Source organism: Actinoallomurus sp. CA-142502 (genome assembly GCF_050936355.1).
Classification (GTDB): Bacteria; Actinomycetota; Actinomycetes; order Streptosporangiales; family Streptosporangiaceae; genus Actinoallomurus; species Actinoallomurus iriomotensis.
This window is the reverse complement of sequence record NZ_JBNJMY010000001.1, coordinates 5748508-5763067: the sequence shown is the minus strand read 5'-3', so window position 1 is coordinate 5763067 and position 14560 is coordinate 5748508. Positions and strand designations below refer to the sequence as shown.

Annotated in this window: 12 protein-coding genes; 4 read left to right on the top strand and 8 right to left on the bottom strand. The window is 71.0% G+C overall.

The window, feature by feature from the left end; genetic code table 11:
• Positions 1-235: 235 nt before the first annotated feature.
• Complete coding sequence (locus ACQEV1_RS27465; RefSeq protein WP_433397087.1) at positions 236-616, bottom strand: hypothetical protein; 381 nt, start codon at positions 614-616, stop codon at positions 236-238.
• Positions 617-1050: 434 nt separating this feature from the next.
• Between ACQEV1_RS27465 and ACQEV1_RS27460 the strand changes: the two genes are divergently transcribed.
• On the top strand, positions 1051-2478 hold the full coding sequence (locus ACQEV1_RS27460) for an MFS transporter (protein WP_433397085.1): 1428 nt from the start codon (positions 1051-1053) through the stop codon (positions 2476-2478).
• 63 nt (positions 2479-2541) lie between these two features.
• On the opposite strand, the gene ACQEV1_RS27455 is transcribed toward ACQEV1_RS27460, so the two are convergent.
• The 5 genes from ACQEV1_RS27455 to ACQEV1_RS27435 form a co-directional block, all read right to left on the bottom strand.
• Entirely contained in the window at positions 2542-3861 is a 1320-nt protein-coding gene (locus ACQEV1_RS27455) for a PQQ-binding-like beta-propeller repeat protein (protein WP_433397083.1), read from the bottom strand.
• A 57-nt stretch (positions 3862-3918) separates the two neighbouring features.
• Positions 3919-4677 (bottom strand): SDR family oxidoreductase, encoded by a 759-nt coding sequence (locus ACQEV1_RS27450; RefSeq protein ID WP_285623809.1) that lies wholly within the window; start codon positions 4675-4677, stop codon positions 3919-3921.
• Positions 4678-4817: 140 nt separating this feature from the next.
• Positions 4818-6239, bottom strand: a complete 1422-nt coding sequence (locus ACQEV1_RS27445) for an RNA polymerase sigma factor (RefSeq protein ID WP_433397080.1) — start codon at positions 6237-6239, stop codon at positions 4818-4820.
• A 310-nt stretch (positions 6240-6549) separates the two neighbouring features.
• Positions 6550-6942, bottom strand: a complete 393-nt coding sequence (locus tag ACQEV1_RS27440) for a hypothetical protein (protein ID WP_285623816.1) — start codon at positions 6940-6942, stop codon at positions 6550-6552.
• 14 nt (positions 6943-6956) lie between these two features.
• Positions 6957-8087: an AMP-binding protein gene (locus tag ACQEV1_RS27435; RefSeq protein ID WP_285623819.1), complete on the bottom strand. Its 1131-nt coding sequence runs from the start codon at positions 8085-8087 to the stop codon at positions 6957-6959.
• A 179-nt stretch (positions 8088-8266) separates the two neighbouring features.
• On the opposite strand from ACQEV1_RS27435, the gene ACQEV1_RS27430 reads away from it, so the two are divergent.
• From ACQEV1_RS27430 to menD, 3 genes are all read left to right on the top strand, one after another.
• Entirely contained in the window at positions 8267-9166 is a 900-nt protein-coding gene (locus ACQEV1_RS27430) for a 1,4-dihydroxy-2-naphthoyl-CoA synthase (protein WP_285623822.1), read from the top strand.
• Between the two features lie 77 nt (positions 9167-9243).
• Positions 9244-10182 (top strand): o-succinylbenzoate synthase, encoded by a 939-nt coding sequence (locus tag ACQEV1_RS27425; protein ID WP_433397077.1) that lies wholly within the window; start codon positions 9244-9246, stop codon positions 10180-10182.
• Complete coding sequence (gene menD / locus ACQEV1_RS27420) at positions 10179-11840, top strand: 2-succinyl-5-enolpyruvyl-6-hydroxy-3-cyclohexene-1-carboxylic-acid synthase (protein ID WP_285623828.1); 1662 nt, start codon at positions 10179-10181, stop codon at positions 11838-11840. The genes ACQEV1_RS27425 and menD overlap by 4 nt, the downstream gene beginning before the upstream one ends.
• 68 nt (positions 11841-11908) lie before the next feature.
• Here menD and ACQEV1_RS27415 read toward each other — a convergent pair whose 3' ends face one another.
• Both ACQEV1_RS27415 and rdmE read right to left on the bottom strand, forming a co-directional pair.
• The gene (locus tag ACQEV1_RS27415) at positions 11909-12703 is read right to left on the bottom strand and encodes a tyrosine-protein phosphatase (protein ID WP_433397075.1); all 795 of its coding nucleotides are present in this window, start codon (positions 12701-12703) and stop codon (positions 11909-11911) included.
• Between the two features lie 157 nt (positions 12704-12860).
• A complete protein-coding gene (rdmE, locus tag ACQEV1_RS27410) occupies positions 12861-14453 on the bottom strand; it encodes an aklavinone 12-hydroxylase RdmE (protein ID WP_433405979.1) in 1593 nt (530 codons plus the stop codon).
• Between the last annotated feature and the right edge of the window lie 107 nt (positions 14454-14560).

The window sequence follows — 14560 nt, the reverse complement described above, 5'->3', positions numbered from 1 at the left end:
CCCGCGCGAACGCCTCACCGGAGCTGTAGCCGTAGCGCACCGCGATCTCCAGCAGCGTCTCGCGCCCCGCATCGTGAAGCACGTCTACCCGGCGCTGCGGTCGGTGCCGTCTCCGTCCGGACCGGGGGTGTCCTGTCCCAGACCTCGGCGGATCGCAATCTCCACGGGTGAGTACGTGCCGTCGGCCCGTTCCAGTTCGTACGGTGCGGCCGGCATCAGCGGCGGGCTCGCCCCGTCATTCCGTACTTCTCCAGCACCTTTGGCACGTCGAGGTGCGAGCCGACCCGGATCCGGGTCGGGGCGTCCTCCTCACCGACCTCGCTGAACAGGAACAGAACGTGCCCAGCGAGTAGCGCGGCTCCCAGCGTCCCGCGCCGACGAGCAGGTCGTACGCGTGGTGCAGCGGCGGGGAGTTGGGTGCGGCGGCGAACGGCCCCTGCGCCATGCCGCCCACCCAGTGCACGGGCCGCGTCCACGTCGACGGGTCGTCCGGGTCGCAGCCCGTCTCCCGCCACAGCAGCCGCGCGCAGTCCGCGGCCACACGCGGCGCGACAGTGCCCTCCGACTTCACGAAGCCGTCGCGGAGGAAACGGGATACCAAGGTCGTGTCATCCATGCCCTCATCGTGCGGCGACACCGGCCCCGCTCACCCGACATTCTCCGCACCGCCTTTGTCGGGTGATCACCGGAGCGCGTCAGGCGGCGTCCGGATCACGAGCGCGCCGAAATGGTCCTCCATCCCGTCCCGGTAGGCCTGGTGGATGGTGTCGCACTTGCCGCGGTAGGTGTCGTCCACCGGGTCGACCCGAGAACAGAACAAACGCGACGACGAACACAAAGCGGCTCACAGGGTTACGACAACGCCCCACCCGAGCCTGCCTGACGTGGGCGACCTGGAGAGCGCCGCGACATCTCCAGCCGTCGCACGCGCCGGAAGATCTCGACGGAATCTTCCTGCGGGCGGTGTCGGATCGGGTCGGGGGTCTTCGTGGTGGTGGTGAGAGGCCGCCCACGAGGGGCGCCCTGACGGAATCGAGAAGGACGTTCCTCATGACCACCTTGACGGAGCCGGGCACGGTCACCGCACGCCGCTCCAGCCGCCTGATGTGGGCGATCCTCGGGTTGGTGCTGCTCGCCGACGCCCTCGACGTGATCGACGGAACGGTCACGAACATCGCCGCGCCCACGATCGCCCGTGATCTCAACGGCGGTGAGAGTTTGATCAAGTGGCTGGGACCGGCGTACATGCTCGCCATGGGGGTCCTGCTCGTGGTCGGCGGGCGGCTGGGTGACAAGTTCGGCCAGCGCAGGCTTTTCCTGATCGGCATGGGCGGGTTCACCCTGGCCTCGGCGGTCGCCGGGTTCTCACCCGACCCGGCCCTGCTCATCGTCGCCCGGGTCGCTCAGGGAGCGTTCGGGGCCCTGCTCATCCCGCAAGGCATGGCGATCATGACGAAGGCGTTCACCCCCGCCATGCTCGCCAAGGCGTTCGGGCTGTTCGGCCCGGTCCTGGGCCTGTCCAGTGTCGGCGGCCCGGTCCTGGCCGGATTCGTCATCAGCGCCGACGTGTTCGGTCTGTCCTGGCGCCCGATCTTCCTCATCAACATCGTCCTCGGCGTCATCGGGCTGGTCATGGCCGCCAAGATCCTGCCGCGTGACGACGGCGACCGGTCCGCCGTCGTCGACGGCTGGGCCTCCGGCCTGCTCGCGGTCACCATGCTCGGCCTGCTGTACGGCCTGATCGAGGGCTCGACCAACGGCTGGAGCGCCCTCCCGATCGTCTCGATCGTCGTCGGCGTCCTGTTCTTCGCCGCCTTCGCCTACCGTCAGCGCACCGCGACCCACCCGCTCATCACGCCCTCGCTCATGAAGAACCGGGGTTTCACCTCCGGACTGCTCGTGTGCCTGGTCGCCGTCGCCGCCGGCACCGGCCTGCTCTTCGTGCTGTCGCTGTTCCTGCAGGAAGGGCTGCACGTCAGCCCGCGGGACGCCTCGCTCGCTCTGGTGCCGCTCACCCTGGGGCTCGTCGCCTCCGGGTTCGCCGCCATGGGCGGCCTGGTCGCCAAGCTCGGCCGACGGCTCATCTTCATCGGCCTCACCGTCGACCTCGCCGGTTGCGGTTGGGTCCTGGCCCTCGTCCATCACTCCGGGACGAACGCCGGCCTCTGGGCGCCGGCCCCGGCGTTCTTCGTCATCGGCGTCGGCCTCGGCCTCAGCTTCGCCACGATCCCCACCGTCGCTCTCGGCGACGCCAAACCCGACGAAGCCGGCAGCGCCAGCGGCGCGTTCAGCTCCATCCAGCAACTCGCCTCAGCGATCGGCTCGGCCGCCGTCACCTCGATCTTCTTCCAAGCCGCGAGCTCCGGACCCGCCCACGCGATGAAGGTCAGCCTCATCGTCGTCCTGGCCGTCACCGCTCTCAGCCTCCCGGTCGTCGCCCTGATGCCCCGCACGGCACCATCAGAACCCCAGCAGTGAGCGACCGGCGATGGTCGGCCGGCGGGGTGCCTCCCAACCCGTCGGCCGGCCAGACCGCTTCGGTCATGACGGGAGTCTGCGTGGGCTCCGGATGTCGGGGCGCTCGGCGTACAGGTCGGTGTAGAAGCCGCCGCCGACGGCGATGACGCCGTCCGTGACCGGTCCGTAGACGTAGTCCGCCTCGCCGGTGATCGGGCTGCGGCCGAGGACCCTGCCGGTCCGGCCGTCGAAGACGGCGAGTTCGCGGACGGCCGTGCCGTTCCTGCTGACCTCGGACACGACGTAGACCCGGCCGTCGGCCACGGCAAGGCTCTCGCCGAGCTGGGGGATGTGGCCGGATGGGCTGCGCCACAGCTCGGCGCCGGTGACGGGATCGTATCCGCAGATGGCCTCGTCCTTCTTGTCCATGCAGACGTTGATCTGGAGCCCTCCGGCGAAGGCGACCGGCTGGTCCTTCCACCGCCGCTCGGCCATGACCCGGCCGGTCGCCGGGTCGAGAAGGCTGGTGGTGTCATCGTTCGCCACGGCCAGCCGGCCGCCGACCAGCCCGAGGGTGTCGACCATGTCACTGGGGCGTGACGCCCCGGCGGACAGCTGTGAGACGCGCAGCACCCACCGTGTGGTGCCGGTCGCCGGGTCGAAGCCGACCACGGCGTTGTTCCGCGAGCCATAGTCGTTACAGGCGATGGCGAGGGTGCCCGGCACCACGGTCACATGGGAGAAGTCGCTGTCGTACGGACAGGTGCCGGGCCACTTCGTCGTCCAGCGGACCTTGCCGGTCGTACGGGAGATCCCGGACATTCCGTCGCTGCCGATGAACGCCAGCGTCGCCGCGTCGGCGTCCGGCACGACGGAGCGGTCGGTTCCGATGCCGGGCACCTTCCGGGACCATCGGATGCGGCCCGAGCGGATGTCGACCCTCACGAGCTCACCGCTCGTCGATTCGAGGAAGACGTCGCCCGCCGAGCGATCGACGCCGCCCACCGGCAGCCCCTTGCCCTTCGGGTAGCGCCAGTAGACCCGGCCCGTGACGATGTCGACGGCCCGCACACCATCACGGGCGGGCATGATCGCGAGCCCGCCGTAGATCACCGTGGACCGGGGGACGGAGGCCACCGGTCGCGCCGAGCGCACGGGTGGTTGCGCCGCCACCGGCTGAGGGAACCGCCCGTACGGCCCCCGCATCCCGTCGGCGAACACCGCCCAGAGACGAGGCGCACCCCAGAACGCCAGGACGACCGCGATCAGAGCCGCCACGACCACGCCCAGTCGCCACCACGGCCCCTGCCTGACCGCCGGTTCGTCGACCGTCCACGACATGACGGTCTCCACGCGCGGCGTGGTGGAGGACGGGCGGGGCCGCGGTTCGCTGTCGTCGGTCATCGGTGATCCAGTCTCAGTCGGCGGAAGTCAGGTTCAGGCCGGAAGGCCCCTGGACTTCTACCACGGCACCGGGCCGTCCTCGCTGAAGAAGCCGGCGGTCGGGCCGTCCGGGCCGAGGGTGGCCAGGCGTACCAGGACCGCGGCGCCCTCGGCGGGGGTGAGGTGGCCGGTGTGGTTGTTGGCGTCCGTGGCGACGTAGCCGGGCGCGACGGCGTTGACGAGGAATCCGTCCTTCCGTAGCTCATTGGCGTACTGCACGGTCAGGGCGGTCAGCGCCGTCTTGGAGGGCGTGTACGCGGCCGAGGGGAGCAGTGCCGTGAAGGGGCCGTCCGGGTCGCTGTTGATGGTCAGCGACGAGGCGTGGCTGCTGACGTTGACGATGCGCGGTGCCGCTGAGCGCCGCAGCAGCGGCAGCATGGCGTTGGTCACCGTGATCACCCCGAACACGTTGGTCTCGAACACCGTCCGCACCATGTCCAGGTCGACGGAGCTGGGGATCTGGTCGCGGGCGTCGGCGGGGTCGACCCGCCCGGAGCCGCTGATGCCGGCGTTGTTGATCAGTACGTCGAGGTGGCCGAAGCGCTCCTCGACCAGTTCGGCGGCCGCCTGCACGGTGGCCGGGTCGGTGACGTCCAGGGTGACCGCGTGCACGTCGCCGCCGGCCTCGCGCAGCGCCGCGGCGGCCTCCTCACCGCGCTGTGGATCTCTGGCGCCGATCAGCACCGTCATGCCCAGCGCGGCGAGTTGTTCGGCGGCCGCCCGGCCGATTCCCTTGTTCGCCCCGGTGACCAGCGCGACCTTCTGCTGTGCGCTCATATCCCGCTCCTCGTCATGGGAGGGTGCGTTCTGCTCGGCACCCGTCTTCGCAAACGGAGACGAGGCAGCGCGCCGCTCTGTGACATCCGGCGAAAAGAAAGGACCCCGCCGGTCGGGCGGGGTCCTTGACGGTGCGGTGCTCAGCTGGCGAAGTCGAGCAGCGGCCGGGCGTTGCTCGGGTGCCGCAGCTTCGACAGCGACTCCTTCTCCAGCTGACGGATTCGCTCGCGGGTCAGGCCGAGGTGCTTGCCGATCTCGTCCAGCGTGCGCGGCGTTCCGTCGTACAGGCCGAAGCGCATCGCCATGATCTTCTCCTCGCGGGCCGACAGCACGCCGAGGGCGCGCCGCAGCTGGTCGGCCATGAGCTGGCGGTCGACCAGTTCGGAGGCCTCGGGAGTGTCGGTGTCCTCGATGAGGTCGCCGATGCGGGTCTCGCCGTCCTCGCCGATCGTGGAGTCCAGGCTGATCGGCTGGCGGCTGGTGCGGAGCAGCTCCTGGACCTGGGCGGGGCTCTTGTCGAGCTCCACGGCCAGCTCCTCCGGAGTGGGCTCGCGGCCGAGACGCTGGTGCATCTCGCGCTCGACCCGGCTCAGCTTGCTCAGCATCTCCAGGACGTGCACGGGCAGCCGGATCGTCCGGGCCGAGTCGGCGAAGCCGCGCTGGATGGCCTGCCGGATCCACCACATGGCGTACGTGGAGAACTTGTAGCCCTTGGTGTAGTCGAACTTCTCGACGGCGCGGATCAGGCCGAGGTTGCCCTCCTGCACGACGTCGAGCAGCGACAGGCCGCGGTCGGCGTACTTCTTGGCGACCGACACCACGAGCCGCAGGTTGGCCTCCAGCATGTGGGCCTTGGCCCGCTGGCCGTCCTCGGCGACGAGCCGCAGCTCTTCGCGGGCCCGTGCGGACAGCTTGGCGCCGCTCTCCAGCTTGTGCTCGGCGTAGAGCCCGGCCTCGATGCGCTTGGCGAGGTCGACCTCCTGGGCGGCGGTCAGCAGCTGCCGGCGGCCGATCGCCTTGAGGTAGGTGTGCACCGAGTCGCCCATGACCGAGGACTGGTCGTCCAGGTCGGTCGGGGCGTCCACCTCGAAGTCGTCCGTCTCGGCGGTGGTGACCGGCGTCTCGACGGGAGCGTCGGCGGCCAGGACCTCCTCGGCCGGGCCGTGCTCCTGCTCGACGGGCTCGGTGACCTCGGTGTTCTTGGCCTTGGCCGAGCGGGCGGTCCGGGTCGTCTTGGTCCGGGTCGCCTTCGCCTTCGGCTTCGCCGTGGCGCGGGCGGGCTTGGCCGGTGGGGCCTTCTTGACAGTGCCCGTACCCTTTTTCTTGGTGGACGAAGTCTTCGGCTCACCAGCGGCCTTGTCCTGACTGGCCAGTCGCACTCCGGCGTCGGTCAGCTCACGGATGATGGAACGGCCCTGCGCGGGGGTGATACCGGCTTCCTGAAAGGCGTTCCGCACCTCGTCAAGCGAGAGGTGCCCCTGAGAACGGCCACGGTCGAGAAGCTCCTCGAGAGGCGTCGTGGTCGGCGCTGCGTGCGCGGCGGTAGCAGCGGTTCGCGGCATGAGGACACCTCCCTCCCTTCGTACGTATCTTGGCGGCATGGGACGTGCGTCTCTGGCATATGCGCGCACTATCCGAAACGCGCAGTTGTGTCTGGGTTGTTCCCGCAGGGCGGAAACTTTCACCTGCCCGAGGTGGGCTCCACCGTAAAGCCTGACGCTCGCGGGCGTCGTCTCCGCGGCCGTTCGGGCCGGTCGGACCACGGTACGCCCCTTCCGAGGCGGACTCCAGCCGCACTGGTCACGCCGATTCGGCGGCCGCTCCGTGTGACAAGTAACACTATGGGACGCGGCGGCCCCGGGAGTCCCATGGTCAGCCGCGCGCCTGGATCGTCGTGGCCCTCAGCGTGCAGGTGGCGACCCTCAGGCGGGTCGAGCAGGTCCAGCGGTCGATCACGGCCAGACCGGCGCTGCCCTCGGCCGGAGTGGTGGGGTCGTAGTACTTACGGAACACCCGCAGCGCCGTGACGCAGGTCGTGCGTCCCTTCACGACGACGACCCGGGCCGGATACCCGCCGAGCGCGTCGACCCTGCCGCAGACGGCGCCGGCGAGGGCCGGGCGCGGCGGGCCGGTCGGCGTGCGGGCCGGTTTGGGGATCACCAGCGGAGGGCCGGAGGGCTGCTGTCGCTTTCCGGAGTGTCCTCCGGTCGAGCATCCGGCGAGCGCGACAAGCGCCACCAGAGCGAGTACGCGGGGTACGACCACGGGCAGCGATTCTCTCAGAGCGGGCGGCGCAGGCGTACCCGATCCGGCTTCCCCGACGCCAGCAGGGGAATCTCGGGGACCAGCTCGACGGCGCGTGGCGCGGCGTGCGCGGGCAGGGTCGCACGGACGTGGTCGCGCAGCTGCTCCAGGGTGGCGGATCCGACGACGACGGCGGTGACCCGCTCGCCCCATTCGGGGTCGGGCCGGCCGACCACGACGACGTCCTCGACGCCGGGGTGGGTGCGCAGGAGGTGCTCGACCTCGCCGGCGACGACCTTCTCGCCGCCGGTGATGATGACGTCGTCGGCGCGGCCGCGTACGCGCAGCTCCCCGTTCTCGATCACACCGAGGTCGCTGGTGACGAACCAGTCCCCGTCCAGGACCGCGGCGGTCAGGTCGGGCCGCAGCCGGTAGCCGTCGAACAGGACCGGGCCAGCGAGGCGGATCCGCCCGTCGTCGCCGACGGCCGCCGAGACGCCGTCGAGCGGCACGCCGTCGTAGACGCAGCCGCCGCAGGTCTCGCTCATGCCGTAGGTGGTCAGGACCCGGCCGCCGGCCGCGCGGGCGGCCGCCAGGAGATCGGGGGGAGTGGCGGCCCCGCCGAGCAGGATCGAGGAGAACACCGACAGGTCGTGGTCGAGCATGCGGCGCAGCTGGGTCGGCACCACCGAGATGTGCTGGGCACCGCTGGCCACCGCGTCGGCGGGGGAGAACCGCTCGTGCACGATCGGGGTGGTGCCCGTGACGATGGAGCGGGTCAGCACCTGGACGCCGGCGATGTGGTCGGTGGGCAGGCAGCACAGCCAGCGGTCGCCGGGGGCGGCGCCGATCCGGTCGAGCGTCGCGGTGGCCGAGCGGGTCATCGCCTCGGCGGACAGCTCGACGATCTTGGGTCGGCCGGTGGAGCCGGAGGTCGCGATGAGGACGGCCGCGTCGGTGGGCTGCCCGCCGTCGCGGCCCGCGATGCCGTCGGGGGTCTCGACCGCGGCGGGGGAGAGCGCGTCCAGGATCGAGCGCAGCGCGGGGTCGGGCAGCGCGGGGGAGAGGGGACAGATCGCGGGGCCGCTGCCGTCGAGGGCGGCTTCGAGCCGCTGGGCGATGGCGGGTCCCGGCGGGAGGATCACGGCGTGGAGGGGTCGGCTCATGGCGCCGTTCAGGCTATCGAGCGTCGCCGCTCCGGGCACGCCGGGGACGCATGAAACTTACTATGTAAAGGCGCCGGGTTTGAAGATCCTCCTTTTTGAACGAACACCAGACCCCGATCCACGACACAGGCGGCGGACCGCTTGAATGGCAGGGCGCCGATCGCCACGAAAGGACACGCATGGTCTCCGAGCTGTTCGACCCGGACGCCTGGAAGGCGGTGGAGGGCTTCGACCTCACCGACATCACCTACCACCGGGCCGTCGATCACGGCACCGTACGGATCGCGTTCAACCGGCCCGAGGTGCGCAACGCGTTCCGTCCTCACACCGTGGACGAGCTGTACCGCACGCTGGATCACGCGCGGATGTCCAGCGACGTCGGGTGCGTGCTGCTCACAGGCAACGGCCCGTCGCCGAAGGACGGCGGGTGGGCGTTCTGTTCGGGCGGTGACCAGCGGATCCGTGGCCGGGACGGCTACCGGTACGCCGAGGGGGAGACGGCCGAGACGATCGATCCGGCGCGGTCGGGGCGGCTGCACATCCTTGAGGTACAGCGGCTGATCCGGTTCATGCCCAAGGTCGTCGTCTGCGTGGTGCCGGGCTGGGCCGCCGGCGGCGGGCACAGCCTGCACGTGGTGGCCGACCTGACACTGGCGAGCCGGGAGCACGCGCGGTTCAAGCAGACCGACGCGGACGTGGCGAGCTTCGACGGCGGCTTCGGGTCGGCGTACCTGGCGCGGCAGGTGGGCCAGAAGTTCGCCCGGGAGATCTTCTTCCTGGGCGAGACCTATGACGCCGAGGCGGCGCACCGCATGGGCATGGTCAACGCCGTGGTGCCGCACGCGGAGCTGGAGCGGACGGCGCTGGAGTGGGCCCGCAAGATCAACGGCAAGAGCCCGACGGCGCAGCGGATGCTGAAGTTCGCCTTCAACATGATCGACGATGGGCTGGTGGGACAGCAGGTCTTCGCCGGTGAGGCGACCCGCCTGGCGTACATGACGGACGAGGCCGCCGAGGGCCGCGACGCCTTCCTCGGCAAGCGTGAGCCCGACTGGTCTCGTTTCCCCTGGTACTACTGACCTCCGATGTACGTGCCGGGGACGAGCGGTCGTAGGGTTGGGCGAACGCGAGAGTGACAGGATGAGGGGTCGGGCCATTGCGGGTGTTCGCCATCCCGATGCGCACGCGGTTCCGCGGCGTGACGCGAAGAGAAGGGGCGCTCGTGCGCGGCCGGGCGGGATGGGGAGAGTTCTCCCCGTTTCCGGAGTACGGTCCGGCGGAGTGCGCCCGCTGGCTGGCGGCGGCGTACGAGGCGGCCGATGAGGGCTGGCCCGAGCCTCGGCGCACGCGGATCCCGGTCAACGTGACGGTGCCGGCGGTCGGCCCGGAGGCCGCGCACGCGATCGTCCGCTCCTCCGGGTGCCGTACGGCCAAGGTGAAGGTGGCCGAGCCCGGGCAGGACGAGCGTGAGGACATCGCGCGGGTCGAGGCGGTGCGTGACGCGCTCGGGCCCGGTGGCCGGGTGCGGGTGGACGCCAACGGCGCGTGGGATCCCGACACCGCTGTTCGCATGCTGCGGGCGCTGGGTGAGCTGGAGTACGCCGAGCAGCCGTGCGCGACCCTGGAGGAGCTGGCGGCCGTACGGGCGCGGGTGGACACGCCGGTGGCGGCGGATGAGTCGATCCGCCGGGCCGAGGACCCGTTGCGGGTACGCGCGGCGGACGCCGCGGACATCGTGGTGTTGAAGGTGCAGCCGCTGGGCGGGGTACGGGCCGCGCTGGCCGTGGCCGAGGCGTGCGGCCTGCCGGTGGTGGTCTCCAGCGCGGTGGAGACGTCGGTGGGGCTCGCGGCGGGTCTGGCGCTGGCGGCGGCGCTGCCGGAGCTGCCGTACGCCTGCGGGCTGGGCACCCTGTCGCTGCTGGAGAGCGACGTCGTCGCCGATCCGCTGGCGGCGGTGGACGGCGTGATCGAGGTGCGGCGGCCGCGGGTCGATGAAGAGATGCTGGCGCGGTACGAGATCGACGGTGACGGCTGGCGGCGGCGCGCGGACGAGGCGCGTGCGGTGCTGGACGAGCGGCGGGGAGCGGCACTGTGAACCCGGCGACCGCCCTGGCGACCGTCCTGGTGGACGAGCTGACGCGCTGCGGGCTGACCGATGTGGTGCTGGCGCCGGGGTCGCGGTCGGCCGCGCTGGCGCTGGCGCTGTTCGAGCAGTCGAAGGTGCGGCTGCATGTGCGGATCGACGAGCGTTCGGCGTCGTTCCTGGCGCTGGGGCTGGCCAAGCGGAGCGGCCGGCCGGTGGCGGTGGTGTGCACGTCGGGTACTGCGGCGGCGAACTTCCACCCGGCGGTGGTGGAGGCGCACGAGTCGGGGGTGCCGCTGCTGGTGCTGACCGCGGACCGGCCGCCGGAGCTGCGGGGGACGGGCGCGAACCAGACGATCGACCAGGTGAAGCTGTACGGTTCGGCGACGCGGTGGAACTGCGAGGTCGGCGTGCCGGAGGAGCGGCCGGGCATGATCGCCTATTGGCGGTCGCTGGCGAGCCGCGCCTGGCACGTGGCGCTGGAGCCGGATCCGGGTCCGGTGCATCTCAACCTGGCGTTCCGTGAGCCGCTGATCCCCGACGGCGACGAGTCGTGGTGTGAGCCGCTGGACGGTGACGCGACGGGGCCGTGGACGAAGGTGCGGGCGGCGACGCCGGGGTCGGTGCTGCATGTGCCGCCGACGCGGCGGGGTGTGCTGGTGGTCGGCGACGGCGCGGTGAACGTCAAGCGGTACGTCGCGGCGGCGTCGATGGCGGGCTGGCCGGTGCTGGCGGAGCCCAACGGCAACGCGCGGTATGGCGATCACGCGCTGTCCTCGCATCACTTCCTGCTGGGGGTGCCGGAGTTCGTCGAGCGGCATCGTCCGGAGGTGGTGGTGACGCTCGGCAAGCCGGGGTTGTCGCGTCCGCTGCTGTCGTACCTGCGGCGTGCGGAGGAGCACGTGGTGGTGACGCCGTCGCTGGCGCGGTGGCCGGATCCGGTGCGGTCGGCGACGCAGGTGGCGCAGGAGGCGGAGATCCCGGTCGTGTCGGGCGACGACGCGTGGCTGAAGGGGTGGCGGACGGCCGACCTGGTGGCGCGGAACGCGGTGGACGCGGTGCTGGATGAGTCCGGTGAGCTGTCGGAGCCGCGGCTGGCGCGTGATCTGGTGTCGGCGATGCCGGGCGGGTCGCTGTTGCTGGCGGCGGCGAGCATGCCGATCCGGGATCTGGATCAGACGATGCATCCGCGGCGGGGGATCCGCATCCTGGCGAACCGGGGTGCGAGTGGCATCGACGGTCTGGTGTCGACGGCGGTCGGTGCGGCGTTGGCGCACGGTAACCGGGCGTTCGCGCTGCTGGGGGATCTGGCGTTCCTGCACGACCAGAACGGTCTGGTGATCGGGCCGCAGGATCATCGTCCGGATCTGGCGCTGGTGGTGGTGAACAACGCCGGCGGGGGGATCTTCTCGCTGTTGCCGCAGGCGGCGTTCCCCGAGCCGTTCGAGCGGGTCTTCGGCACACCGCATCAGGTCGATCTGGCCTCGGTCGCGGCGGCGCATGGGCTGCCGTACACGCGGCTGGAGGCGATGGACGGCCTGACGAAGGTCATGACCGGTGAGGGGCTGCGGATCGTGGAGGCGCGTACGGACCGGGCGGCGAACGCCGCGTTGCACGCGCGGATGCGCGACGCCGCGCAGGAGGCGGTCCGGGCGTTCATCGGCGCCTGACCGCCCGCGCCCCGCGCTCCTGCGATCGAGGCCGGGTCGTGGGCCGCTGGTGTCCGAGCGTCCGGTGGTCAGGCCCGTAGGGCGGCGCGGAGGGCGGCGGTGTCGTCGTCGGTCCAGCCGTGGTGGTGGAGCCAGCCGAGCGGGCCGCCGTGGCGTTCGTCGAGGATGGTGAGGAACTTCTCCATCGTGGCGGCGTGCGGCCGGTGGGAGTCGGCGGGCCGGGAGTCGAGGTCCTGGGCGTAGGTCGTGCTGCCGCGCAGGCGGCCGAGGATGGCCTCGAGGCGGTCGCCGGTCGCGGCGTAGTCGGCGACGATGTGGTCGCGGGGGACGCCGAGGACGTCCAGGGCGAGGGCGATGACGACGCCGGTGCGGTCCTTGCCGGCGGCGCAGTGGACGATCGAGGGTCCCTGGGCCATGACGCGGAGCGCGTCCACGACGGAGTCGGGACGGTCGGCGAGGTAGGCGAGGTAGTGGTTGACGCTGCGTTCGCTCTCGGGGCCGTCCTCGTCGGGGCGGTTCTGCCAGGGGAGGATCTTGTCGGTGTCGACGGTGGGAGCGGTGTCGGCTTCGACGTCGGTGAGGCCGCCGCCTTCGGCGAACAGGGACAGGTGGTGGATCGTCACGCGGGGTTCGCGGGTGAGCGGGCCGGGGCCTTCGGCCACGACTTCGGTGTCGCTGCGCAGGTCGATGACGTGGCGGACGCCGATGTGGGTCACGAGGCGGTCGACGTCGGCGGGGGTGAGGCCCTGGAGGTTGTCCGAGCGGAGCAGCCGGCCCGTACGGAGTGCGCCGCCGTCGGTGGTGGTGAGTCCGCCCATGTCACGGACGTTGACCGCGCCGTCGAGTTCGATCCATCGAGTCATGCTGACGACCTTAGCCGGGGGAGATGTCACCTTCTGGGCGAGTTCGTCCCGTCGGGGTGGCGGGGCCGAGGCGCGTCGAGCGGGTGACGAGATTCCCGGGCGATGCCATCGCCGCAAAGTGGCGAACTAACCGCAGGTCAGCGATTTCGTCGCGTGCCTATCTCGCCAACGCCGTTGTGAGCGCTCCAAGCAGGACCTGCGCCGGATCGCTCGGCGCCTCGGCGGTGCGCCAGGCGACGACGCCATCCGGCCGGACCAGGCTCACACCCGACGCGCCGATCCCGTACCGGGCAAGGAACTCGCCCTCAGTGTCGGCCAGGTCGTCGCCGATCGTGTGGGTTCGCACGGTGATACCGAGGCGGGCGGCGACACCGTCGGCAACGCCGGTCCAGAATCCACCCTCAGCTCCAGACAACAGCACGAAACCGTGGCCGAAGAGGTCCACGGTGGACAGTCTCTCGCCGTTACAGCGCAGCCACACATGCGGTGCCCGGAATCCGGGCCGGCCGGTCGGCCGGTACGGATCCTCGGTGTCCGCGGGATCGTCATCCGTTGCGAGGACCGACGCAGAGCGGTAGCGGAACCCGAGCGTAAGCTCGACCGCGCGCTTCTGGTCGGAGATCTGTTCGTCGGCCGGGTCCTCGGAGTCTTCGGTGGCCGACGCGGGCCCGCGGCTGCCCGCCAGCCGCAACGCCTCGGCGACGACCCGCTCGGCGACCGGGCGCCGCTCGGCGTCATAGGTATCCAACAGCGCGGTTCCGGCTGTGGAGCCGAGCACAGCGGCGAGCTTCCACGCCAGGTCGTAGGCATCACCGATCGCGGTGTTGCCGCCGAACCCGCCGCTGGGCGGGGTGACCTTGGCGGCGTCGCCGGCCAGCAGTACCCGTCCCACCCGGAACCGGTCCGCCACCGAGGCTGCCATTTCCCACGGTCGCACGGCCCTGATCTCCGGTCGGAGGTCTGGCAACTCGGTGATCAGCCGGATCAGCTCGGTGCACCGTTCGGTGGTGAAGTCCTCCAGGGACTGTCCGGCGGCCGGGTCGTAACCGACGCTGTACAGGTGGCGGTCGATCGCATGGTCGACGGTGATGAACACGCCGTTGGCCTGCTCGTTGTGGAGCACGTGCAGTGTCGGCGGCTCCGGGTCGACCAGGTCACCGAGGTCGGCGTCGAAGATGATGCTGACGTTGTACCCGAGGCTGCCGGGACCGTGTCGGTCGACGCCGAGTGCCTCGCGCACGTCGCTGCGGTTGCCATCGGCGGCGACGAGGTAGTCCGATCGCACCTGGCTCATCTGCCCGTCGCGGCGCCCGCTGAGCATGGCGGTCACACCGTCGTCATCCTGGCTGAAAGACACCAGCTCGGTGTCGAAGCGCAGCTCGGCGCCGAGATCCTCGGCGCGCCGACGCAGCAGCGGCTCCAGCTTGTCCTGGCCGGCCGTGCCCAGCCTGGCCGGGGACAGGGCGCTGAGGTCCGTGGTGTCGGTCTCGGAGACTTCCTCGTGAAAGGTCGGCCCAGGCAGGCTGGCCGCAATCCTGACCCTGAACTTGGCCAGGCTCGGGGTGAGGGTCGGCACGTCCCCAGCGAGCCCGCCGAACCCCAGCAGCTCCATCGTGCGCTGGTTCTGCCCCACCGCCCTGGGAAACAACGAGGTTCCTGAGCGCCGCTCGACCAGGAGCACGTCGACTCCGCGCTGCGCCAGGAACATCGCGCTGGCCAGGCCGGCCAGTCCCGCCCCCACGACCAGCACCGACACCCGTTTCTCCACGACTCTTAAATCCTCCGCCAAGTGTTAGCTCTCTCTTTTAGAGAGAATAGGATCTCGAGGCTATCTGCTCAGGTGTCCGCAGTGCACGA